Origin of the sequence: Maridesulfovibrio sp. (assembly GCF_963677005.1) — a bacterium.
GTDB lineage: Bacteria > Desulfobacterota > Desulfovibrionia > Desulfovibrionales > Desulfovibrionaceae > Maridesulfovibrio.
In genome coordinates this window covers 4042813-4065457 of sequence record NZ_OY781616.1, presented here as the reverse complement: position 1 = coordinate 4065457, position 22645 = coordinate 4042813, and the positions used below count along the sequence as shown (strand labels likewise).

The 22645-nt window shown below is 51.7% G+C and carries 21 protein-coding genes; 9 read left to right on the top strand and 12 right to left on the bottom strand.

The window, feature by feature from the left end; genetic code table 11:
- The first annotated feature begins 124 nt into the window (after positions 1-124).
- Genes ACKU4E_RS18005 through ACKU4E_RS17990 form a run of 4 tightly spaced genes read left to right on the top strand, consistent with a single transcriptional unit; the run spans position 125 to position 3574 of the window.
- Positions 125-829 carry a response regulator transcription factor gene (locus tag ACKU4E_RS18005; RefSeq protein WP_320172658.1) on the top strand — a complete coding sequence of 235 codons (705 nt, stop codon included), beginning with the start codon at positions 125-127 and terminating at the stop codon, positions 827-829.
- Positions 826-2199 carry a HAMP domain-containing sensor histidine kinase gene (locus ACKU4E_RS18000; RefSeq protein WP_320172445.1) on the top strand — a complete coding sequence of 458 codons (1374 nt, stop codon included), beginning with the start codon at positions 826-828 and terminating at the stop codon, positions 2197-2199. Before ACKU4E_RS18005 ends, ACKU4E_RS18000 begins: the two co-directional genes overlap by 4 nt.
- A gap of 44 nt (positions 2200-2243) precedes the next feature.
- Entirely contained in the window at positions 2244-3152 is a 909-nt protein-coding gene (locus ACKU4E_RS17995) for a hypothetical protein (RefSeq protein WP_320172444.1), read from the top strand.
- Positions 3149-3574 (top strand): GNAT family N-acetyltransferase, encoded by a 426-nt coding sequence (locus tag ACKU4E_RS17990; RefSeq protein ID WP_320172443.1) that lies wholly within the window; start codon positions 3149-3151, stop codon positions 3572-3574. The genes ACKU4E_RS17995 and ACKU4E_RS17990 overlap by 4 nt, the downstream gene beginning before the upstream one ends.
- Positions 3575-3656: 82 nt before the next feature.
- Here ACKU4E_RS17990 and trpA read toward each other — a convergent pair whose 3' ends face one another.
- The 12 genes from trpA to ACKU4E_RS17930 form a co-directional block, all read right to left on the bottom strand.
- The gene (gene trpA, locus ACKU4E_RS17985) at positions 3657-4424 is read right to left on the bottom strand and encodes a tryptophan synthase subunit alpha (RefSeq protein WP_320172442.1); all 768 of its coding nucleotides are present in this window, start codon (positions 4422-4424) and stop codon (positions 3657-3659) included.
- 13 nt (positions 4425-4437) lie between these two features.
- Positions 4438-5616: a tryptophan synthase subunit beta gene (gene trpB, locus ACKU4E_RS17980; protein ID WP_320172441.1), complete on the bottom strand. Its 1179-nt coding sequence runs from the start codon at positions 5614-5616 to the stop codon at positions 4438-4440.
- A gap of 4 nt (positions 5617-5620) precedes the next feature.
- Positions 5621-6250: a phosphoribosylanthranilate isomerase gene (locus ACKU4E_RS17975; RefSeq protein ID WP_320172440.1), complete on the bottom strand. Its 630-nt coding sequence runs from the start codon at positions 6248-6250 to the stop codon at positions 5621-5623.
- Positions 6247-7026 (bottom strand): indole-3-glycerol-phosphate synthase, encoded by a 780-nt coding sequence (locus tag ACKU4E_RS17970; protein WP_320172439.1) that lies wholly within the window; start codon positions 7024-7026, stop codon positions 6247-6249. Before ACKU4E_RS17970 ends, ACKU4E_RS17975 begins: the two co-directional genes overlap by 4 nt.
- Before the next feature lie 2 nt (positions 7027-7028).
- Entirely contained in the window at positions 7029-8018 is a 990-nt protein-coding gene (gene trpD / locus ACKU4E_RS17965; RefSeq protein ID WP_320172438.1) for an anthranilate phosphoribosyltransferase, read from the bottom strand.
- Between the two features lie 210 nt (positions 8019-8228).
- Positions 8229-8801 carry an aminodeoxychorismate/anthranilate synthase component II gene (locus ACKU4E_RS17960; protein WP_320172437.1) on the bottom strand — a complete coding sequence of 191 codons (573 nt, stop codon included), beginning with the start codon at positions 8799-8801 and terminating at the stop codon, positions 8229-8231.
- Positions 8782-10197 (bottom strand): anthranilate synthase component I family protein, encoded by a 1416-nt coding sequence (locus tag ACKU4E_RS17955; protein WP_320172436.1) that lies wholly within the window; start codon positions 10195-10197, stop codon positions 8782-8784. Before ACKU4E_RS17955 ends, ACKU4E_RS17960 begins: the two co-directional genes overlap by 20 nt.
- A 121-nt stretch (positions 10198-10318) precedes the next feature.
- Positions 10319-11095: a prephenate dehydrogenase gene (locus ACKU4E_RS17950; RefSeq protein ID WP_320172435.1), complete on the bottom strand. Its 777-nt coding sequence runs from the start codon at positions 11093-11095 to the stop codon at positions 10319-10321.
- A gap of 1 nt (position 11096) precedes the next feature.
- Complete coding sequence (gene aroA / locus ACKU4E_RS17945) at positions 11097-12431, bottom strand: 3-phosphoshikimate 1-carboxyvinyltransferase (protein ID WP_320172434.1); 1335 nt, start codon at positions 12429-12431, stop codon at positions 11097-11099.
- Positions 12432-12501: 70 nt separating this feature from the next.
- Positions 12502-13605 carry a prephenate dehydratase gene (gene pheA / locus ACKU4E_RS17940; protein WP_320172433.1) on the bottom strand — a complete coding sequence of 368 codons (1104 nt, stop codon included), beginning with the start codon at positions 13603-13605 and terminating at the stop codon, positions 12502-12504.
- 4 nt (positions 13606-13609) lie between these two features.
- Complete coding sequence (locus ACKU4E_RS17935) at positions 13610-14593, bottom strand: 3-dehydroquinate synthase II family protein (RefSeq protein ID WP_320172432.1); 984 nt, start codon at positions 14591-14593, stop codon at positions 13610-13612.
- Between the two features lie 17 nt (positions 14594-14610).
- Positions 14611-15408: a 2-amino-3,7-dideoxy-D-threo-hept-6-ulosonate synthase gene (locus ACKU4E_RS17930; protein ID WP_320172431.1), complete on the bottom strand. Its 798-nt coding sequence runs from the start codon at positions 15406-15408 to the stop codon at positions 14611-14613.
- 568 nt (positions 15409-15976) lie between these two features.
- On the opposite strand from ACKU4E_RS17930, the gene ACKU4E_RS17925 reads away from it, so the two are divergent.
- The 5 genes from ACKU4E_RS17925 (at position 15977) to ACKU4E_RS17905 (ending at position 22472) form a co-directional block, all read left to right on the top strand.
- A complete protein-coding gene (locus tag ACKU4E_RS17925) occupies positions 15977-17329 on the top strand; it encodes an ammonium transporter (RefSeq protein WP_407944140.1) in 1353 nt (450 codons plus the stop codon).
- Between the two features lie 30 nt (positions 17330-17359).
- Positions 17360-17689: a P-II family nitrogen regulator gene (locus ACKU4E_RS17920; protein ID WP_320172430.1), complete on the top strand. Its 330-nt coding sequence runs from the start codon at positions 17360-17362 to the stop codon at positions 17687-17689.
- 159 nt (positions 17690-17848) lie between these two features.
- Positions 17849-19069 (top strand): EAL domain-containing protein, encoded by a 1221-nt coding sequence (locus ACKU4E_RS17915; RefSeq protein ID WP_320172429.1) that lies wholly within the window; start codon positions 17849-17851, stop codon positions 19067-19069.
- 102 nt (positions 19070-19171) lie between these two features.
- Positions 19172-20080, top strand: coding sequence for an EamA family transporter RarD (gene rarD, locus ACKU4E_RS17910; RefSeq protein ID WP_320172428.1), 909 nt, complete (start codon positions 19172-19174; stop codon positions 20078-20080).
- A gap of 79 nt (positions 20081-20159) precedes the next feature.
- Positions 20160-22472: a diguanylate cyclase domain-containing protein gene (locus ACKU4E_RS17905; protein ID WP_320172427.1), complete on the top strand. Its 2313-nt coding sequence runs from the start codon at positions 20160-20162 to the stop codon at positions 22470-22472.
- Positions 22473-22645: the final 173 nt, after the last annotated feature.

Below are 22645 nucleotides of genomic sequence, written 5' to 3'. Positions count from 1 at the left end.
ATTTTCAAATTTAATAACTGCATGGAGGTTAAATAGTTTTAGTCTGATGCTAAAAATTGTTAACAATTGTAAAAACAGGTTACAGACCCTTTCTCATGCGGAGCCGCACGGGTAACAGGAAATGATGGAAAAAGAACATCCGGTACTGATAGTGGACGATGATGCCAAACTCAGGGAACTGCTTACCCAGTACCTTGAAGGTTACGGCTATACGGTCAACACCCTGCCCTCCGGGGAGGGCCTGTTGGACGAAATAAGGACAAAACCGCCCGAAATAGTCATTCTGGACATCATGATGCCGGGCAAGGACGGACTCGAAGTTCTGCGCGACCTTCGGCCCCACTCCAATGTGCCGGTCATAATGCTCACCGCCAAGGGCGAGGACACCGACCGCATAGTGGGGCTGGAACTCGGAGCGGACGATTACATCTCCAAGCCTTTCAATCCGCGGGAACTGCTGGCCAGAATAAAAGCGGTGCTCAGAAGGGCCAATGAACCGGACCATGTTTCCGAACCTTCAACCGGACAGTTGAGGGTCGCAGACATAATCCTGCACATGACCTACCAGAAGCTTGAAATCAATGGAGAATCTCTGGAACTTTCCTCCACGGAATTCAAGCTGCTCAAAGCCCTGATGGAAAACCCCGACCGCCCGCTGACCAGAGATGATCTGATGACTTCGGTATGGGGTAAGGATTTCAATGCCTTTGACAGATCAATAGACGTGCACATAAGCAAACTGCGGGCAATACTCAAACCGTATCCGGACCATGAATCACGCATCAAAACGGTATGGGGAACCGGTTATATGTTCGTGAGCGAAAAATGAAAATAAGCCGACTTTATCTGAAATTTTTTCTGGCCTTCATGCTGGTACTCATACTTTCCGAACTGATCCTGTTCTGGTTCATGACTCTTTCCTGGTCCCAGAGTCCCAGAGTCAGCCATATGGAACGACAGCTGATCACGGTAAAAAACCTTGCCGAGATGAATATGGAACAAACCGACCCGGCTGCAGAAACTCGGCACAGTGATCTGACCACCCTGCTGCAGACGCTGGGCAGATCCATTCAGGCGGACATCTGGATAACCGGACCATACGGAGAACTGGTTGCTTCATCCACGGAAACAATTCCGGACATGCACGACTGGACCTCCGGAGAAGCGGTTAAATCAATGGAAGGAGCCTACATATACAAGAAAAAAGTTGCCGGGCTGAAAAGCGTCTACGGTTTATACACATCCTCAAAGCCTCGCGGCTACCCGTACACATACCACGTCTTCCACTCCATCCCGAAATTCAATGAAGATGTGTGGTTCATGCGTTCACAGATTGTGCTCATAGTGCTTGCGGCACTGTTTCTCATCCCCGTATCGCGACGCATGATAAGTCCGGTGAAGGAACTGACCGTTTCGGCCTCGCGAATGGGCCGGGGGGACCTGAAACAAAGGGTCAGGATCAAAGGCCGGGACGAAATCGCCGAACTCGGGACGGCCTTCAATCACATGGCCGAAGAACTGGAAAAAATGGTCAAATCAAGCCGCGAACTGACGGCGAATGTGTCGCACGAACTACGCAGTCCGCTGGCCAGAATGCGCATCTCGCTGGAGATGCTCAAGGAAAAGATAGAAGAGAACGGCTCGCCCGGCTGCGAAGGTTTTATAAACGGCATGCAGTTCGAGATAAGCCATATGGATGAACTGATCGGTAAAATTATAAAATTTTCAAAGCTGGATATACACAAACTTCCGGCAATGAACGAAACCGCCGACCTTAAAGCCATAATCGAAGACCTGATCAGCCAGTACAGCCACATTGCAACGAGAAACCGGATTTCTATCGAGCTGCATCTTGAAGACGTCAAGACCGGCAACTGCAACCGCAATGCCCTCACTGTGGTGCTGGACAATATTCTGGGCAACGCTTTCAAATACACAGATCCGGACGGAGATGTTTCAATAAGCTTGAAAGAAGAGGACAATACCGCGCACATTGAAGTTGCCAACACCCACCCTCCCCTGACCGAAGAAGACCTTGAGGAAATATTCAATCCTTTTCACCGGCTGAAAGGACAGGAGCTTCCCGGCTCAGGACTGGGGCTGGCCGCTGCCAGAAAAATAACCGGTATACACGGCGGGAGTATAAGAGCCGCAAACAGCAGCAAAGGATTCACGATTATTGTGGAAATCCCGACATAACTGATGTAGATTCGTATCGAAACACCCAAAAAAGATGTGTCTGAATGAAAATACTTCTGTTTATGCTGCTGTTGGTAGCGCTTCCTATCGAAACCATGGCCGGAAAGATAATTTATCTGACCGGCGTGGAAAGCACGGAATCCAATTACCTGTCCCTTGTAAAAGAAAAAGGCGGGGATCCGCTGAAGATAACTGATTTCAAATCAACCTTCGCGACCCGCCCCGCCCTTGCCCTGCTTATACTCAATCAGGCACTTCATGCCGGTGGCATGGATGCCGAGATAAGGTTCGTCCAGTTTCCGAACCTCACCCGATGCATAGCAGAGGTGAAAAGAGGGAAAATTCCTCTGCTGGCGACCGATATGTGGGAAGATGATTTTGACTATTCCGTATACAAGACTGAACCTTTTATAGGCAGAGGAGATTTTGAAAAGGGAATCTATACCCATAAGGACTCTCCCTTGCTGAAGGCGAAACCGGACATGAACGAACTTCTCCAGCTTGTTCCTCTGACTGAAATGTCCTGGACCATAGACATCATGACCCTGAAAAAAATGGGTTTTCCCAAGATTGAAACAGCGCCGCGCTACGAACTGCTTCTTAAGATGATGGGGAAAAAACGTGCGGATTTCACTCTGCTTGAATTCGCCAGGGAACCGGATATGCTCCACGCCATAAACGGACACAAACTTTACCCGGTAAAAGGAATAAAAGTGCTGTTCCCCAACAGTCGGCATTTCATGGTTTCAAAAACGCATCCGGACGGGAAAGCCATTTACGAAGCACTTGAACGCGGCCTTAAAATCTTGCGGCAAAAAGGAATCATTCAAAAAGCTCTCTATCAGGCGGGGTTAAAGGACGAAAGAGTGCGGAACTGGAAAGTCATATATTCCGATAATGAGACCATGCCGCAGGATGCTCCCGGCAAATCAAAGCCTCAGGTAACTAAATGAGCAGTATAATTATCAGTCACGAACTGGACGGCATAGACTGGAAGGAAATCTCGACAATATTCGAAAAAGCCCCCCTCGGCACCAGAGAACCGGAAAAACTCCGCCGCGCAGCTGAAAACAGCGAACTGGTCTGCTTTGCCAAGGACGGAGCAAAAACAATCGGCTTTGCACGGGCGATAACGGACGGAGAATACAACGGCGTAATTTACGACCTTTGTGTGCTTCCGGAATATCAATCCAAAGGGATAGGCAGAATGATTATGACCGCGGCCATGAAAAAACTGGAGCCGCTCAACGTCATTCTCTTCGCCGTGCCGGGCAAGGAAGGATTTTACGATAAGCTTGGATTCAGGACCATGCTCACGGCAATGGGAAATTTCAAGGATGCTCAGGGAATGACGGAAAGGGGTTATCTGAAATAACCAGGTTGTGCCCTCAGGAATCGTTCTATAATAAATCAGGGCTCCGGCAGATCTTTCTGCCGGAGCCCTGACTTTACCGTAATTATTTCCAGGCCTTCATGAAATCAGCGGAACTTTTTCCGGAATCAATGTGCCTGATAAGAGCCGATCCGAAGACCGCGGCATCCACAAGACCGTCCAGAGCCGCGAGCTGTGAAGGATTCTTGAGACCGAATCCCAGCGCCACGGGAATGTCGAAGACTTCCTTGGCCTGAGCAAGTCCATCTTTGATTTCTTCCGGCAGGGAATCGCGATCCCCGGTGGTTCCCAGCACGGAGACATAATAGCAGAATCCGTTGCCGCCATTTGCATAAAGGGACATGCGGTCAGCTTTCGTATTCAGTCCGACCAGCGGGATCAGGGCAATATCATATTTTGCAAGCAGGTCGCGGAATTCAACTCCTTCCTCGTAGGGCAGGTCGGCAATGATCAATCCGTTGACCCCTGCAGCACAGGCATCCTTGGCGAATTTTTCCAGTCCGTACTTCAGGACGGGATTGTAATAACCCATCAGCAGCACACCGGCGCTTATTTTCGCCCTGTTCACGGACAGCCCTTCCAGAATCCATTTCAGATTGATGCCGTCTTCAAGGCACTTCAGGGAAGCGGCCTCAACCACCGGTCCGTCTGCAACCGGATCGGAAAAGGGCATGCCTATCTCGATCACGTCCGCACCGTTTTCGTCCAGTTCCATGATTTCATTCCAGAACCGGTCTCGGCTCGGATATCCTCCGGGCAGAAACGGGATAAGGCCGATCCGGCCTTGAGCGTTGGCTTCTTTAATTTTATCTGCAAGTTTGGTGATACTCATTTTCGGACTCTCCCTATTCGCCGTATTTGGCAAGGTATTCTTCAAGAATGCCCATGTCCTTGTCGCCGCGACCGGACAGGTTGACTATGACGTTTGCGCCCTTGGGGATGGATTCCCGGTTTTCCAGTACCCAGGCGACGGCATGGGAACTTTCCAGCGCGGGGAGAATGCCTTCCTTGCGGCAGAGCATCCTGAAAGCGGCCAGTGCCTGATGGTCGTTGACCGTGCCGTACTGTGCCCTTCCGATAGAATGCAGATGCACGTGTTCCGGGCCTACTCCGGGATAATCAAGTCCCGGGGCAATGGAGTGGGAAGGCATTATCTGTCCGTCCTCGGTCTGCAGCAGCAGGGAATGGGTTCCATGAAGCACGCCGGGAGTTCCGAGGTTAATGGGCGCGGAGTTGTAACAGCCCGGCTCTCCGGTTCCGGCAGCCTCGACACCCACGATCTTAACCGACTCTTCCTGCACGAATTCGTGGAACATGCCTATGGCGTTGGAGCCGCCGCCGACACAGGCCACGACCATATACGGAAGTTCCCCGGTCTTTTCCTTGAACTGGGCCTTGGCCTCGCGTCCTATGACCGACTGGAAATTACGTACAAGAAGCGGAAAGGGGTGCGGTCCGGCAGCTGTTCCGAAGCAGTAATGGGTAGTGCGCTGGTCGGCTATCCATTTGCGCAGTGCAGCATTGATGGCATCCTTGAGAGTCTGTGTGCCGGATTCCACCGGGACGCATCTCGCGCCCAGCAGTTCCATGCGGCGTACGTTGTGGGACTGGCGTTTTACGTCAACGGCTCCCATGTATATCTCGCATTCAAGTCCGAGCAGAGCAGCTGCGGTCGCGGTTGCCACTCCGTGCTGTCCGGCGCCGGTCTCAGCCAGCATCATGGGCTTGCCCATCATCTTGGTCAGCAGGGCCTGTCCGACGGTGTTGTTGACCTTATGGGCACCGGTATGAGCCAGATCTTCACGCTTCAGCCAGAGGTTGAAACCGAGTTCACTTGAAATATTGGCACAATGAGTCAGCGCCGTGGGTCTGCCGACAAAATCCTTGAGCAGACGTGTATACTCCTGCTGAAATTCGTCCGACTTGACAATTTTTTCCATTGCTTCCTCAAGCTCAAGCAGCGGCGGCATGAGCAGTTCCGGAACAAATTGTCCTCCGAAGTCTCCGAAATATCCTTTTTTCATTACATTATCCTCGTCTTTGCCGGGCAATGCACGCGAATGCGTCGCCAAGCCTGTTTTTATCCTTTATACCCGGTTCCGATTCCACTCCGGAATTAAGATCAACCCCGGACGGTTTTGCCGTGATCAGGGCATGCTCCAGATTCTCGGCCGAAAGCCCCCCGGCGAGCAGCCAGGGCACCGGTATTTCCACATCTTCAAACACATCGAACGCCATGGACACCCCATGCCCGCCACCGGACTTCCCGGCATCGAAAAGCAGGTAGGCACAATGCGGGGCAAAACGGTCTATGTCGTCCTGAAATTCCTTGGATGATTCATAGCGCTGAGGCCAGAGAACCTTTATGACCCGCTCCCGACCGACAGTGTCACAGAACTCTTCGTTCTGTCCCCCGTGCAACTGGGCGAAATCAAGCCGTCCGTTTTTCATTATCTCTATCACCTCGGCCGCACTCTGCTTGACAAAAACCCCCACCTTTTTGGCTGAAGAAGTCTTGACGGACCGGGCAAAAGCCTCATCCACATTACGCGGACTGGAAGGATGGAAGATGAAGCCTAGGAAATCAGCCCCCGACTCCTCGCAAAAAGCCGCATCCTCTGCACGGGTCATGCCGCAGACCTTTACCAGCAGACTCATGATCTACCTCCGGCGACAAGTGCCGCAAGCTTGGCCTGCGGGTCCGGGCTGGACATTATGGAAGTGCCTACCAGCACGGTATCATAGCCCAGCGAATTCATCAGTGCGCAGTCTTCCGGCTCATTGATGCCGCTGGCGCAAATCCATATTTCACCCTCTTCTTTCCTTTTAATGGATTCAACGGACCGGTTCATGTCGATACCGAGGGTATCAAGGTCTCGGTTGTTGATCTGGATAATTTTAGCCCCGGCTTTCTTGGCCCGGTCCAGATCAGTCTTATCAAAAGCTTCCACAACGGCGTCCAGCCCCGCGGCATGGGTGCGCTCTATCATTTCCCGGAGCATTCCGTCATCCGCGAACATGCGCACTATGACCAGCAGAGCCGAGGCTGGTGTGGCAAGGGTCTGGTCCACCTGCAGCAGGTCCACCAGAAAATCCTTGCGCAGCATGGGCAATCCGCTGGGCTTTATTTCATCCAGATAACGCAGGTCGCCCTTGAAGTAGGCCTCTTCGGTAAGCACGGAAATGGCCGAAGCCCCTCCCGCAGCATACATACCCGCCACCTGTGCCGCGCTCAGTCCGAGGTTGATATCCCCCTTGGACGGAGATGCGCGCTTGTATTCGGCAATGACCTTCATCCCGGAAGCGTCCCTGCGTATGGCCTCGGCAAACGAAGGCCGGCTCCCGGTATATGGAGCAGGCATCTTCCCTTCCGCATCAAGACGGTGAAGCATGTCCACCTCGGCCTGCTTGGATTTCCTGAATTTATCCAGCATGACTAGTATTCCCTGCTTATGCCTTTGGCCGTCTTGGACCTGGCTTTTTCAATACCATCTCCAAGAGAAGAGCTGTCCAGAAGGGAAAGCGCAGCACCCAGATTCAGAGAAACCATGTCCATCATAGGCTGGGGAGCCCTGCCGGAAAGCACTTTCCGGATAGTGGCCAGTGCGTCAACACGGTCCTTTACCGCAACTTCAGCAGGGTCAGACTTGGCAAAACCGTACTCGGCGGGATCAATACGGAGTTCGGTCAGTTCACCGTCTTCCAGCAGGATCGCATCGTTGATTCCGAAAGGAGTCAGTTCATCGAAATTGCCCGCACCGTGTACGACATAGGCTTTTTCAACATTGGTAATAGCCAGAACCTCAGCCATAAGCCGCATTGTTTCCGGTTTTCCGACACCGAGAATCTGGTGGGTCGGACGGGCGGGGTTGAGCAGCGGTCCCATGAGATTGAACATGGTCGGGATGCCCAGTTCCCTGCGGATAGGAGCTATTTTACCGAAGGCCGGATGATAGTTGGGAGCGAAAAGAAACACGAATCTGTCACGCACAAGCACGTCACGGGCTTCACCGGCAGTGGTTCCGAGGGAAATTCCGAGATCTTCCAGAACATCCGCGCTGCCGCAGGACGATGAAACCGCACGGTTGCCGTGCTTGACCACTTCATAACCCATGTCGGCCAGATAAAGGGCCACGGCTGTGGAGCAGTTGAAGCTGTTGGTCATGTCGCCGCCGGTACCGCAGGTATCGATCCTGGCGCTGTTCAGTCCCTTGATCAGCTTTGCTTCACGCAGGGCAGCACGCACACCGGCAGCGACTTCAACGGAAGTCACACCTTTCATGCCCAGCCCCATAAGCAGTGCCCCGGCCTGTGAAGAAGTCATTTCACCGGAAAAAAGTTCCTCGAAAACAGCATCGGCCTGTTCAGTGGTCAAATCCTTTCCAGCGGAGATGGCGTTCAGGGATTCAGTAACTATCTGTGACATTTTTTCACCTGTGTCCTTATATATTAATGTAGGGGTTAAGAAATCACTGTTTGATTTTTCGTTTGATGCGCTTCGCGCTTTTGGCAATTTGATTTTGTCTCCGACGGCCAAAGGGTCCGCGACCCTTTGGAATCCCTGGCAGTTTAAATCAAATGTTTTGCGAAGCTATGGCAACAGCCATATCAAACTATAACGTTAGCCAGCGTTTCCTTAAATATTGCCGTCCAGAAAATTCTTCAGAAGCTTGGGGCCTTCCGGTGTCAGAATTGATTCCGGATGAAACTGCACGCCGGTCCATGGCCGGTCCTTGTAACGCAGTCCCATCACCTCATCCTGATCGGTCCAGGCAGTAAGCTCCAGCAGATCCGGGGCCTCATCCACGTTGACTACAAGGGAATGATAGCGGCAGACGTTGAACGGATTGTCCAGTCCGCTGAATATTCCCTCGCCCTTATGATATATGTCCGAAGTCTTGCCGTGCATGATGCGTCCGGCCCGTACCACGGAAGCTCCCGCAAAGTGGCCCAGAGTCTGATGACCGAGGCAGACGCCCAGCACCGGGACATCGACAGGCAGTCTGGAAAGGAATTCCAGCGAAAGCCCGGCATTTTCCGGATTGCTCGGTCCGGGGGAAAGGCAGACCCTTTCCAGCTTGCCTGATTCGGCCAGCTCTAGAATTTCTTCCCGGTCATTGCGCAGAACCAGAGGATCGGCCCCGAGCTGCTGAAACGCCTGCACCAGATTGAAGGTAAACGAATCAAAGTTATCCACGAGTAAAAACATCACCGCCCTCCGACTGCAGAATTTCCTTGAGAACACGAGCCTTGTTGTTGCATTCCAGCCATTCCATTTCAGGATCGGAATCATAGACGATCCCGGCCCCGGCCTGCCAGTGGCACTTGCCGTCACGAATCCACATGGACCGGATGGTTATGCCGGTGTCCAGATTCACGGAGTCCTTGTCCAGACCGATGAAACCGATGCAACCTCCGTAAGGGCCGCGCGGCACTTCCTCTATCTCCGAAATTATCTCCATGGCCCTGATCTTGGGTGCCCCGGAAAGTGTCCCGGCCGGGAAAGTGGCCTGCAGCACGTCAATTGCATCGTGATCGTCCCGAAGATCAGCTTCCACATATGAAGTGATGTGCATGACGTGGCTGAAGTATTCTATCTGCATGAACTTCTCCACGGTAACGGAACCGGGCTTTGCTATGCGCCCGAGATCGTTGCGGCCGAGATCGACCAGCATAACGTGTTCTGCACGTTCCTTGGGATCAGCCAGCAGCTCCTCCACGAATCTGCGGTCTCCTGCTGCATCCTTACCGCGCGGCCTTGTTCCCGCAATAGGACGGACTTCAAGTCTGCCCTTCTCGCATCTGGCCATCATTTCCGGTGAGGAACCAAGCAGAATCTCCTCGCGGCTGAATTTCATGTAGAACATGAACGGCGAAGGGTTGGCCTGCCGCAACCTGCGATACAGGTCGAAGGAATTACCGCTGAACGGTGCGGAAAAACGGGTGGAAAGCACAACCTGTATGCATTCGCCCTCGGCAATGAGTTCCTTGATCTTTTCCACACCCTTCTTGTATTTCTCCTGTCCGGGCTCAGCCACAGGTTCGCCGACCTTTGTAGGTTCGCAGGATACCCCGAAGACAGGCGGAGTGAATTCAGGCTCGGCATCCTTGTCCAGCGACAGGAAACAGCAGCTGTGCTTGAGGTGGTCAAACAGAACCACCCTGCCCGGAAGAGCGAGCCGGACCTCGGCGTCTTCGGCCGGAAGCTTGTCCTTCAGCTTGGGTTCAAGCATGCCTGCAATTCCGTATCCGAGCGTTCCGTAAAGACCTCGGGTCAACGGAGGAAGTTCCCCGACTTCCGGACCGGTATTAACATGCAGAGCCTTCATCACCGCACGCATACCGTCCAGAAAATCCATTCCGGAATAAGTGGCCAGACCGGCCAGCCTCGAATCCGCGCATTCCACGGAAAGCTTGCCGCAAACCGGAGAAAGCTTCAGCCTGAAATCCCAGGCAATCAGGCTGTAGCGGCCGAGACGGCCGTCAACCTCTGCACTTTCCAGCAGGATACCGGGCGCATCCCCGACCAGCCCGAGATAAAGACTGATCGGTGTCTGCGTGTCAGCCGGCAACCATTTGCCGTACTGTGTCAATTCAATCTTCATTTTCAAATCTCCATTTTATTAAGCGCTGTATTTTTAAATTCTCACACCAGTTTTATATATAAAAAAAGGCCGCATCCTCCGGGAGAATGCGGCCTTATCCTTTTTTTAGATGCACTTCTCCCTAGGTATTATTTTCACGCCACCACCAGGATGCACGGTCTGCCAGCAGGTCCATGTCACCGGCTGCAGCAAGGGAGAGAAAAGAACGGAACAGACGAATTGCTTCGAGGCTGTACTGGTTGGCATCGGAAATAGTCACAAAGAGATCGCTGTCCTGAGTCACCATCTTCTGAGCGGATTCAAGTCTGCGCCTGAAAGACGGGGTAACAAATTTCTTGATATTGGGAATTTCTCTGGAACAGGCCAGAAAAGCTATGGTGGAACTGAAATTAAGAGCCTGAATCATGGCCATGGCCTTGTCATGCTCATCTACGGAAGACTCGAAAGCCCCAAAATCAAGGCGTTCGAAAAAATCCTTAACCGCAAGCAGTGCCGGATGATCTTCCTTGCGCTCGGCAACAAGAGCCACGGTAGGATTGAAATCAGTGGGAATAACGGGACCGAAAAGGGGATGGGTGCCGACAACAGGACCGGAATAGGCCCTGAGCATCTGCTGCACAGGCCGCCCTTTAACCGAACCGACATCGGAAAGGACTGCTCCTTTCTTCATGTGAGGCACAACCTTGGTCAGTACTTCATCCATTACGGTAACGGGCACACACAAGAGTACGAAATCGGTTCCCGGCAGCAGACGAGCCATCTCGGACTCATCGATAGGCTGGTCGAAACGGTGCACCAGCAAACCGGCCCGTTCCGCCTTCAGTGCCAGGAAACCGCCCATCTGCCCTCTGGACCCGATGACGGCTATGCTGTGAATTTTATCAAACCCGCAGTCCATATCAACAACCGTTACCCTTGGTGATTATTGCCCACTCATCCCAGAACCCCGGAAAGGACTTGGCTACGCAGCCCGGTTCTTCCGGAACGGACTCAATACCGGCAAGTGCGAAAATAGCCGTGCACATTGCCAGCCTGTGGTCATCGTAAGTGGAAAAAACTATACGCTCCCCTTTTTTCAGCGGAGCAGGAATTATGGTTATGGAATCTTCCGTTATTTCAGCCTTTCCGCCTGCGCGCATCACCTCAGCGGCACTCGCTTCCAGACGGTCGCATTCCTTGATGCGCAGATGAGCCACGTTGGTTATCGTAGTGGGACTATCCGCAAAGGCTGCTGCAACGGCCACGGTCGGAACCAGATCAGGACACTTGCTCATGTCCACTTCCACCCCGTGGAGTTTGGAAGGATACACAGTTACGCTATGCGCGTCACTCTCTATTTTGGCCCCCATGGCCTTGAGGATATACATTATTGCGATGTCACCCTGAAGAGATTTTGTGGACAGCCCCTCAATTTTAACAGGTTTGTTACCGACAGCCCCTGCTGCCAGAAAATAGGACCCGTTGGACCAGTCTCCCTCCACCCGGTATTCTTCGCGGTCAAATCTGGAGGGTTCCACCTTGAAACGGATTTCTCCGGGTACAACCTTCTCCACCTTGCGCCAGTCAACTTTTTTCCATTTACCGTCATGCAGGGTCTGGACTTCAAATTTTATTCTGAAATCCTCCATCACATTGAGTGTAAGAGCCACGTAAGGCCACGAAACAGCCTTCCTTCCGACCACATTTATGATGGTGGTTTCATCGGCAAGCGGGGCGGCCAGCAGCAGGCCGGAAAGGTACTGGCTAGATTCCTCAAGGGAAATATCCATATTCTTTCCGCGAAATCCGTCCGCTTCAAGGGTTACCGGAGGATATCCCGGTTTATCGGAAAAAGTCACCTTTACGCCCTGAGATTCCAGTGCACCGGTCAGCGCTCCGATGGGCCGATCATGCATGCGCGGGGTACCCTGAACTCTGAACAGTCCGCGCCCGGCTCCGGCCAGTGCGGTAATCAGGCGGCAGGTCGTTCCCGAATCACGCATTTCAAGAACCGCGGGCTCTTTTTCCCCGCCTCTGGGCCCTTCATGCATGCCGGTTACGGTTGTAGCTGTACCGTCAATGCTGAACTGCGCCCCCATAGTGGTCAGGCAGTCCATGGTCCTGTTGATATCGTTACTGTCCAAAGGATCAAGCACTACTGTCGTTCCCTCGGAAAGCGCTCCCGCTATCAAAGCTCTGTGGGACAGAGACTTTGATGAAGGTGCTTTTACAATTATACAGTCCTCAGAAGTCATTATATTTTTTCCTGACTGGTCAAGTCTGTTTGGTTATATCAAAAGCGCAAAGCGCATCAAATTCAAAATATTAAAACTTGCTTCCATTCTGCGATCCGGCAGGATAGCTGCCCAGAATCCTGAACGTCAGACAGCGTGCCTTGAGACTCTCGATAAGGGATTCGTGCTCAGCGGCTCCCAGGTCTCCCTGCAGGTCCACGAAAAACATGTACTTCCACTTTTCTCCGAGAAACGGACGTGATTCAAGTTTGGTCATGTTGATATCTTTTCCAGACAGTTCGTTAAGCACGGAAACAAGGGCTCCGGGCCTGTCCGGTGTGGTGAACAGTATGGTTGTCTTGTCTCTTTTGCCCTCTTCGCCCGGCTTGGGGCCGATGATGAGAAACCTCGTCCAGTTGTCGGGCAGGTCCTCCACCGCTTCGGCAACGACGTGCAGACCGAAGATGTTGGCGAGCTTAACATGGCCGAGCGCGGCAATGGGGCCATCGCTTTCGGAAACCATTTTTGCAGCCTGTGCGGTTGATTCCACGGCCACAAGTTCCGCCCCCGGCAGATTGGCCCGCAGCCACCCGGTGCACTGCTCCAGAGCCTTGGAATGGGAATAGACTGTCTTGATTCCGTCCAGTCCTACGCCCTTGCTGATGAGTCCGTGACTGATGCGGTGAAACAGCTCAGCCTGGATGTAGACAGGATAGCGCATGAAGAGATCGACATTCTGTCCCACTGTGCCCTTGAGGGAGTTTTCAAGAGGGATAATGCCGAGATCGGCCTCTCCTTTGGAGACCGCCACAAAAATATCCTCGAAATTATTCTTGGGGATCAGGTCGGCCTGACGTCCCATGTGCTGTAGTCCTGCAAAATACGAAAATGTGCCTTCGGGCCCGAGATAAACCACCCGCTCAGGCCTCTGCAGTCTGCGTGAAGATGAAATTATTTCGCGATATATGGCTTCCAGATGTTCTGCCGGAAGCGGTCCGGGGTTGCGCCCGGTTAGCCCGCGCAGGACTTCCTGCTCGCGGAAGGGTTTGAATATCTGATCCGAGGAACCGGCCTTGATTGCCCCTACGGCAAGTGAAGCGGCGGCTCTTCTGTTCAGAAGTTCAAGAATATCGCTATCCAGGGAATCTATTTCGTCCCTGAGATCAACTAGATTTTTATTGCTGGACTCTGACATTTACCTATTCCTCTACAATTTCTTCCTTGATGCGCATACCGAAATGGCGACCCGCATCATCAATACGGCAAAGAATTTCATCTCCGGGTTCAAGCGTAACCACGCTCACGGGTTCTCCCTGACTGCTGACAACGCGGATGGTTTCCGCATTCTGCAGGAAGACCTTGCCTGCGATCGGTCCATTCGGAGTTGCGACTTCGGCAGTTATCAACAGCATGGGCCGAACCTCTACCTTGCTGCGTCCGACCACTGCAACGGAAGTGTTCCCTTGAGCATCCACAATCAGCACCTCGGTACCGGAAGAAAGTTCTTCCAGATAGGTGGTCCTGTCACCGGGCATCTGGGCATAGGCATGAACGGCTCCGGCATTTACTCTGAAAGGACGCGCCGCGACATAAGGGTTGGATTCGGTTTCGGCGTGGACCAGAAAGGAGAATGCCGAAGAATTTCCGGTCAGCATTCCCTGACCCTTTTTAAGCATGGAGGTGGTGTCCACGCAGACACGGTGTCCGAGCCCTGCCGGTTCGATGGAGGTTACCTTTGCTTTCTGGAGTTCCATTTTACCCTGTGAGAGTTTCAGTTCCGCAACAATCTGCTTAAGGTCCGCTGCGCCTTCGGGAGTAACCACGATTATATCCGCACCCCTTTCCAGTACTCCGGCAGCCAGTCTGGCCCGGTCCAGAGATTCCGCTTCAAGGGCGAGGGAATCCACCTGTGCAAGTATGTTTTCAACCGGGATAATCTCCCAACCGGCCTGCAGGCAGACACTCTTACCTTTTTTGTAAAGTTCCACTGCGGACTCTTCATCCGCCTTCTCGTTAACCGCCACACAAGGCATCTCATCCGGGGTGACAACAGTTACCCTGCCCAGTGCTTCAATATCTTTTTTATATTCCTCGTCACTCAGCACTGCATCAACTCCTGATTCAAGAGCGAGGGTAACGAGATTTTTATCAAACGGGATAGCTTTAAAAATAATTTTCTTCATTATGATTTCCTGAGTGCTTATTCACCGATGTATGCAAGGGCTTCGTCAACGCCTTCATCTTCATGTACAATTTTGTGCAATGCTTCCACGAGCTTCACGCGATTCTTGTGCTGGAAGACATTGCGACCGACGGAAAGCCCGGAACCGCCTGCTTTGAGGGAGTCGGAGACCATCTGCAGGAAGTCGCGGGTGGAATCAAGCTTGGGTCCGCCGGCGATAACAACGGGGATACAGCAACCGTCGACGACTCTTCCAAAGGAATCAATATCCCCGGTGTAAGGCACTTTCACTATATCCGCTCCGAGCTCTTCACCTACGCGGGCACAGTGAGCCACTGTTTCAGGATCGAATTCACTCTTAACTTTCGGTCCGCGGGCATAAACCATTGCCAGGACAGGTATTCCCCATCCCTGCGCGCATGAAGCAACATCTCCGAGATCCTTAAGCATTCTGGATTCGGTTTCGTCACCGAGGTTTACGTGCACTGAGACAGCATCGGCTCCGAGGCGGATACCGTCTTCAACTGTACCTACGAGAGTTTTGGCATTGGGAAACGGGGAGAGGGAGGTGGAAGCGGAAAGGTGGACAATGAGGCCTACGTCACGGCCTTCCATGCGGTGACCGCAGCGGACAAGGCCTTTGTGCATAAGCACTGCGTTGGCCCCGCCTTTAACCATGTCCCCGACTGCCTCCCGCATATCCTGCAGCCCTTCAATGGGGCCTACGCTTATGCCGTGGTCCATGGGGACGATGATTGTACGTTCGGTTTCACGGTTGAAAATCCTTTCCAGTCTGATGCTTTTCCCAATCTGCATTTTTGTTCTCCTGAAGTTCGCCTCTGTTTCTCCAAGATCCGCTTCCCTTTGGCGACCCGTTAAAAGAAAAGGGCCGCCGGCGAGTTTTCGCCTGCGGCCCTTTCGTAGAGGTCGTTTGCTTTGTTCGTGTTCTACTTTTTGTACGAGCAAACCTCCACCTGACCACAAGCGTGGGAGCACCAAAAATAAAAAAAGTAGAAAAAATATGAGAGGCCGGTGCCCAAGGTGTTGAAAGTTTGCATGGGGATTTTCTACCCGACATGTGCAAAAGGTGTCAACAACTTTATTTATTTTTTCCCCATCATTAATATAATGGAAAGGATTTGTAATTTTGCAATACCACACGGAACACTTCTTTTTGTCATATTTACCTTTTTGTAATTTCACCTTCACCAGAATACGACAAAAAAGTACAAAAATACATTTTTGTACTAGATATTTGAATAGATTTTAAAAAAAATCCTTATATTTCAATATATTATTTTTTTGGCACATTCCATGCTTTGTTTGAAACATCCTTGAAGCAATCAACACCCCTAAGGAGGACTGTATGACTACTAAACTTTCAATGGCTGGCCGCAAAATCCCGGCCCTTGCACTTCTCATGCTCCTGGCAGCACCTTCCGCGGCTTTCGCCGGCGAAGAGTACCTGACTCAGGCTCACGGCAACATTCTCTGGACACTTATAGCAGCGATCCTGGTCATGTTCATGCAGGCTGGATTTGCCTGTGTCGAAACAGGATTCACCAGAGCTAAAAGCGCCGGTAACATCCTGATGAAAAACTTTGTCGACTTTGCTGCAGGATCGATCATCTTTTTCCTGTTCGGTTTCGGCCTCATGTTCGGACTCGATGCAGGCGGATTCATCGGCACCTCCGGCTTCTCTCTTGCCGGAACCGGTCTCACCGATCCTGACTCACAGTGGACCATCACTTTCTGGTTCTTCCAGTCCGTGTTCGCAGCAACCGCAGCAACAATCGTTTCCGGCGGTATCGCTGAACGCACCAAATTCAGCAGCTATCTGCTCGTTACCGTACTCGTAACCGGCCTCATCTATCCCATATCCGGCCACTGGGCCTGGGGTTCTCTGTGGCTCGGCGATTCCGGTGCCGGCTGGCTTGAAGGCCTCGGTTTCATGGACTTCGCAGGTTCCACCGTTGTTCACTCCGTAGGTGGATGGGTAGCCCTCGCAGGTGCCATCGTACTCGGACCCCGTATCGGCAAATACGCCGCAGACGGTAAAGCCAAGGCTATTCCCGGCCACAATATTCCGCTGGCAGCTCTTGGTGTATTCATTCTCTGGTTCGGTTGGTTCGGATTCAACCCCGGTTCTACCACCACTGCAGACGGTTCCATCGGCCTGATCGCCATGACCACCAGCCTCTCCGCCTGCGCAGGTACCCTGGGCGCAATGTTCACATCCTGGTTCAGATACGGAAAGCCGGATATCTCCATGACCTGTAACGGCGCGCTTGCCGGCCTGGTAGGTATTACCGCTCCCTGTGCAACCGTTTCCCCGGCAGCATCCATCATCATCGGTATCATCGCCGGCGTGCTGGTAGTTCTTTCCATCGACTTCATTGATAAGGTCCTGAAAATCGACGACCCGGTCGGCGCAGTATCCGTTCACGGTGTATGCGGCGCATGGGGAACCATAGCCTGCGGTCTGTTCACCTCTCCCGAACTCAACGACGGCGTTGGCGGCCTCTTCTACGGCGGCGGCTTCGGAATACTGACCACTCAGATCATCGGTGTAGTAGCCTGCTTTGTATGGGCATTCGGTGCCGGCCTGATCGCCTTCAACATCGCCAAAGCCATCATGGGTATACGCGTAACCGCTGAAGAAGAAATGAAAGGCCTTGATATCTCTGAACATGGTTCCGAATCTTACAACGGTTTCCAGATCTTCTCCAACGAATAACCGAACCACCAGAAATAAAGGAACAAGACAATGAAACTTATCATCGCATATATTCGCCCCGAGTGCCTTACTCAGGTAAAACAGGCTCTCTACACCAAAGGAATATACTCCATGTCTGTAACCAACATTCTCGGTTCCGGCAGACAGGCAGGATTCACTGAAACCTACCGCGGAGTTGTAATGGAAGTTAACCTGCTCAAGAAAGTCCGCATCGAACTCGGGATTTCTCCCGAAAAACTGGACGAAGCTCTTGAAGCAATCAAGACAGGTGCCCAGACAGGCAAGGAAGGTGACGGTGTCATCTTCGTACAGGACCTGGGACGCACCATCCGCATCAGAACAGGAGAAGAATCACTATAACCCCAATTAGTGTACAGCTAGACCGGGCTTTTCATCGGCAGAAGAGCCCGGCCCCCGGACCGGTGACCACCTCCACCGGACCTTCCCGGCCGGAAGGGACTTCCCACCCTTCCGGCCGTCCCTTTTAGAAGTATCAATCACCGAAGAAGCGACTGAGAAATGACGACAATACCGAATTTATCCATCCATGAGCTGCTTGAGCGCGAATGCCTGGTTACCTATCTTCAGCCGCTTGTATCCATGAACAGAAAATCCCTGATCGGATTTGAAGCTCTCAGCAGGGCCATTGACCCTCGCGACGGCAAACTCATTCCGCCGGTTGCCCTGTTCTCAATGTGTGAAGATCTCCAGGATCTGACTCTGCTTGACCGGTCCTGCCGTAAAAAAGCATTCGAAACCTTTGCGCCGATCTCCAGAGAAAACCGGTCACTGCTGCTATCCGTAAACATTGATGCGGCTGTTATCAACCACGAGACAATAAACCATGGCATAACAGCCAAAATGGTCAGCTCCTGCGGTATTCCGGCTAACAACATCGTCATCGAGATAATCGAATCCAAGGCCGGCAGCGACAAGGCGTTATCATCTTTTGTGGAGAAATCCCGCACCAACGGTTTTCTGATAGCCCTGGACGATGTAGGTACGGGACATTCCAACCTTGACCGTATACCCAGGCTGCTCCCGGACATTATCAAGATAGACCGGTCACTCATTACCGACATCCACAAAAAATTTCACAACCAGGCAGTGACCCGTTCATTGATAGACCTGGCGGAACGTACCGGATCACTCCCCCTGGCCGAAGGAATTGAAACCGTTGATGAAGCTCTGACGCTCATGAGCATGGGCATAGATGTATTTCAGGGTTATTTCTTCGGAAAACCCGGCCCGGCAAATACAGCGCTGGACTATGACAATAAATCAATCAAGCTGCTGGCTTCCAAATTCAAGACCCATATGCTTGAAAAACTGAACCATCAGAAAATCAGGGAAAACAGCTATAAAAGGCTCACCGCCAAGTTGCGTGAGGCATTGATGGACGGTATGCCCAATACTGCGGATTCCATACTTTCGTCTTTCATTACCGACAACTCGAATATAGAGTGCGCATACATTCTGGACACGCATGGTATCCAGATTTCAGAGACAATATGCAACCCGTATAAACTGATGGAAAACAGAAGGCTGATATATCAGCCGGCCCCTTCGGGCGCGGATCACTCGCTCAAGGAGTATTACCTGACCATCAAGGCCGGAAAGAACTGGAACAGCACGGCTTCCTACATATCTCTGGCATCCGGCAACAACTGCGTTACGGTTTCCACCAAACTCTACGATACTCCCAAATCCCCCATCCTCTGCATCGACATAAGCACCTGATTGCCTGCGACGGATTTTTACGACATATGTCTGTTGCAGGGTGCCGGTGTTCAGCATACCGTTCCCGCTTCTTTATACTTTTTACCAAGGAATTCGGGAATAATGGATAAGAATACCCATGAAGGCCTTTATTTCGCAGCAGCGGCTTTCATACTGTGGGGACTGCTGCCCGTATACTGGAAAGCTCTTGAAGCCGTACCGGCCCTTGAATTGCTGTGTAACAGAATCGTCTGGTCCATGTTTTTCGTAGCCGGACTCATTTGCTTCAAAAACCGCTGGAGGGAAGTCCGTACGGCCCTTTCCGACACAAAGGGAAAACTCCTTTTGTGCGCGAGCAGTTGTCTCATAGGCTGCAACTGGTTCGTATACATCTGGGCGGTCAACCACGGACACGTGATTGACACCAGCATGGGCTACTACATGACCCCGCTTATGAATACACTGCTTGGCTTTATCTTCATGAAAGAGCGGCTTAACAGGCTTCAAGCGGCTGCAATTGTGCTGGCTACCTGCGGGGTTGGCTGGGCTATACTTGATTACGGTAAAATTCCCTCCATAGCGCTTGCCCTTGCCGTATCCTTCGGACTGTACGGACTGGTTCGCAAGGTGATGAAGGTGGAATCCCTGCCGGGCCTTTTCATCGAAACAGCTGTACTCTTTCCCCTTTCCGCCGGATATCTGATCTGGCTGGCATTCAACGGAAAAATAAGCTATCCCGAAGTAGGGCTGCCAGAAAACCTGCTGCTTCTTTGCTCTGGCGCGGCCACTTCGCTGCCGCTGATCTTTTTCGCTCACGGAGCAAGACGTCTTCGACTGGTGACTCTGGGTATGATGCAGTACATCGCTCCCACACTGGCGCTACTGCTGGGAGTTTTCATGTATGATGAACCTTTCGGAGAAACCAGATTTGTAACTTTCGCCTTTATCTGGTTGGGCATCGCGATATATGTTGCAGACGGACTTCGCAGTAATGTACATATACTGAAAAGGATAGGTCATACGCGAAATTAGATTATAATATATAAAATTACTCATCTCGCATATCGATGCCGGAAAATGCCTCAATATGAAATCAACCCGGAGCTTGTAATTGCTGCAGACAAAGAGCGAACAGTTTTTTCTGAACAGGTGGATTCCCCTGAAACTGCTGCTGGCATTGCTGCTCATCCTGGGAATAGGAGGGGGGGTAGGACTTACACTTGATAACATGGTAATCCGTGATCAGGAAAAGACCTACAACCAGCAGCAGGCACTGCAGACCAGTCTGGCTGCAGTCGCCTTAAGCGAGAGGCTGCATAATATAGCAGCAACATCAAAAGCAATGGCCCGATATGCCCTGAAATGCTTCCTGCAGGGTCAGATATCGGAAGAATCCATTCACAAATTGTTTAAAATCCAGCAGAAGGGCATAGAATCTATCGCGTACATAGGCCTATACTCATCTCCTTCCGCAGCAATCATAAATTCTGACCCCTCCACCCCTGTATCGATTCAGGCCGGACGGCAGGCTGCCAAGTGGACAGGAAAATATTTTTCTGCCCTTTCAGGCATGCCTGAAGGCTTCCTGACCCCTAAGCCGGTAATCACAGGAGATCTCCGTCTGGGGGGAATGCTGGTTCCCATATGGTCAGAAAAAGAATTTCTCGGCGTGCTGACCGTAATCATAGATTTCGGCCAACTGGCAGACAAGTACATGAACCCATTGCGAATAGGTAAATTCGGTTCCGGTTTTATCGTAGACGGGGCCGGAATGGTTCTTTTTGATCAGGAAAAGGAAATTCTGGGCCAGAATATTTTTTCGCTGCACAAAAATTTTCCGAATCTGATCAAACTTGACTCGCGGATGCTCAATGACCGCTCCGGTACCGGAGAATATGAGTTCTACACCAGACGCGGAGGCAGCAAGGTCCGAAAACTGATTGCCTGGAATACCGTTGAAATGGGTGAATTGAAACTCGTTGTAGCAGTTTCAGCCCCGGAATCCGAAGCAACCGAAACAATGACATCAATACGTACTGCACGCATCGCCATGGTTGCATTCATGGGATTTACGATATTCGGTGTTATTTTCTTCTTCTACTACTACCGCTCAAAACAGATTCTCATTTCCCAGAACAAGGAACTTAAACGCAAGGACGACCTGTTCGAAGCCATAGCCATGAATGTGCCGGGGATTATCTACAAATCGGAGCTAACTCCGCCATTCACCCTTGATTACATCAGCCCTAAAATCAACAGGTTGACCGGATATGACCAGTATGACTTCATCTACGGAGGCAGATCACGGTTCAATGAATTGATCCACCCCGAAGACCGCCATAAAGTACGGACCGCTATTGAAGCAGCCGTCGCCGAGAAGAAGCCTTTTTCCGTTGAATACAGAATCCTGCGTAACGACGGCAAACACCGCTGGGTGTATGAACGGGGCAACAGACTGTCCGATGAAGACAGCATCGTCGGATTCATTGTGGATATTTCCGAGCGCAGGGAAGAAGCCCAGGCCCTGCACACTGCGCAGGAAAAATACCGTCAGATAGTGGATAATGCTCCGCTGGGCATCTACCAGTCTACGCCCGAAGGAAAGTTTATAAGCGTCAATCCTCAGATGGCCCGGTACTACGGATATTCTTCTCCCGAAGATATGATCCGGGAAATATACGATATATCCAGTCAGTGCTATGTCTCAACGGACACCCGAAAACGTTTATCGACCATCTTGAAGGAATTCGGCAGGACTGCCAACTTCGAAGCCGAACACCGCTGCAGGGACGGTTCTTCTTTCTGGGCAGCTGAAACAATCAATGCAGTAGAAGACGATGCCGGAAACGTAATCCGCTATGACGGATTTATGGTGGATATATCCGAACGCAAGGGGCACGAAGAGACCATGCGCAGACTGGCAATGTATGACAGTCTGACCGGCCTCCCGAATAGAGTTCTGTTTGATGATAGAATAAAACAGGCCATTTCGCACGCGGAACGTAGCGGAATGATGATCGCGGTCCTCTACGCTGATCTGGACAACTTCAAACCGGTCAACGACGAGCTTGGGCATATTGCCGGAGATACGGTATTAAGAGAGGTGGCCGGAAGATTCAGCGACTGCCTGCGGACAAGCGACACGGTTTCCAGAATAGGCGGAGACGAATTTATCTTCATCCTGCAGGATATCGGCTCCAAAAATGAAATTGATGTCGTAGCGCAGCGCATTATTGATACAATGCGGTCCCCCTTCTATCTTGCCGAAAAGGTTTACCGGCTTGGGGTAAGCATAGGTATAAGCATTTATCCTGATGACAGCGAGGAAAAAGAGGTTCTGGTCCGCCTTGCAGACGATGCCATGTACAAGGCCAAGGCCGGCGGGAAGAACAATTTTTCATACGGGCCTGAAAAGAAAAATTGAGCTCCTGAAAAACAGCAGCAACCAGCTACCCGATGCCGCAATCCAATTTGCAACAATCCTTTTCTGAATCGGCACGGCGATCCTATGCTGAAACCTTCACACTGGTATAGCCTGACAAAAAACATATTGTCCGCATGTGTCTTTGTTGCAATAAGGAAGACTGATACTATATG

Coding starts and splice junctions, on each gene's coding strand:
- rarD (WP_320172428.1), top strand. CDS start 19,172: ATGGATAAGAATACCCATGAAGGCCTTTATTTCGCAGCAGCGGCTTTC.
- trpB (WP_320172441.1), bottom strand. CDS start 5,616: ATGAAAAAAGGATATTTCGGAGACTTCGGAGGACAATTTGTTCCGGAA.
- ACKU4E_RS17960 (WP_320172437.1), bottom strand. CDS start 8,801: ATGTTTTTACTCGTGGATAACTTTGATTCGTTTACCTTCAATCTGGTG.
- ACKU4E_RS17975 (WP_320172440.1), bottom strand. CDS start 6,250: ATGAGTCTGCTGGTAAAGGTCTGCGGCATGACCCGTGCAGAGGATGCG.
- ACKU4E_RS17915 (WP_320172429.1), top strand. CDS start 17,849: ATGACGACAATACCGAATTTATCCATCCATGAGCTGCTTGAGCGCGAA.
- aroA (WP_320172434.1), bottom strand. CDS start 12,431: ATGACTTCTGAGGACTGTATAATTGTAAAAGCACCTTCATCAAAGTCT.
- ACKU4E_RS17995 (WP_320172444.1), top strand. CDS start 2,244: ATGAAAATACTTCTGTTTATGCTGCTGTTGGTAGCGCTTCCTATCGAA.
- ACKU4E_RS17935 (WP_320172432.1), bottom strand. CDS start 14,593: ATGAAGAAAATTATTTTTAAAGCTATCCCGTTTGATAAAAATCTCGTT.
- ACKU4E_RS17970 (WP_320172439.1), bottom strand. CDS start 7,026: ATGCTGGATAAATTCAGGAAATCCAAGCAGGCCGAGGTGGACATGCTT.
- ACKU4E_RS17920 (WP_320172430.1), top strand. CDS start 17,360: ATGAAACTTATCATCGCATATATTCGCCCCGAGTGCCTTACTCAGGTA.
- pheA (WP_320172433.1), bottom strand. CDS start 13,605: ATGTCAGAGTCCAGCAATAAAAATCTAGTTGATCTCAGGGACGAAATA.
- ACKU4E_RS17990 (WP_320172443.1), top strand. CDS start 3,149: ATGAGCAGTATAATTATCAGTCACGAACTGGACGGCATAGACTGGAAG.
- ACKU4E_RS17950 (WP_320172435.1), bottom strand. CDS start 11,095: ATGGACTGCGGGTTTGATAAAATTCACAGCATAGCCGTCATCGGGTCC.
- ACKU4E_RS17930 (WP_320172431.1), bottom strand. CDS start 15,408: ATGCAGATTGGGAAAAGCATCAGACTGGAAAGGATTTTCAACCGTGAA.
- trpD (WP_320172438.1), bottom strand. CDS start 8,018: ATGTCACAGATAGTTACTGAATCCCTGAACGCCATCTCCGCTGGAAAG.
- ACKU4E_RS17955 (WP_320172436.1), bottom strand. CDS start 10,197: ATGAAGATTGAATTGACACAGTACGGCAAATGGTTGCCGGCTGACACG.
- ACKU4E_RS17925 (WP_407944140.1), top strand. CDS start 15,977: ATGGCTGGCCGCAAAATCCCGGCCCTTGCACTTCTCATGCTCCTGGCA.
- ACKU4E_RS18000 (WP_320172445.1), top strand. CDS start 826: ATGAAAATAAGCCGACTTTATCTGAAATTTTTTCTGGCCTTCATGCTG.
- trpA (WP_320172442.1), bottom strand. CDS start 4,424: ATGAGTATCACCAAACTTGCAGATAAAATTAAAGAAGCCAACGCTCAA.
- ACKU4E_RS18005 (WP_320172658.1), top strand. CDS start 125: ATGGAAAAAGAACATCCGGTACTGATAGTGGACGATGATGCCAAACTC.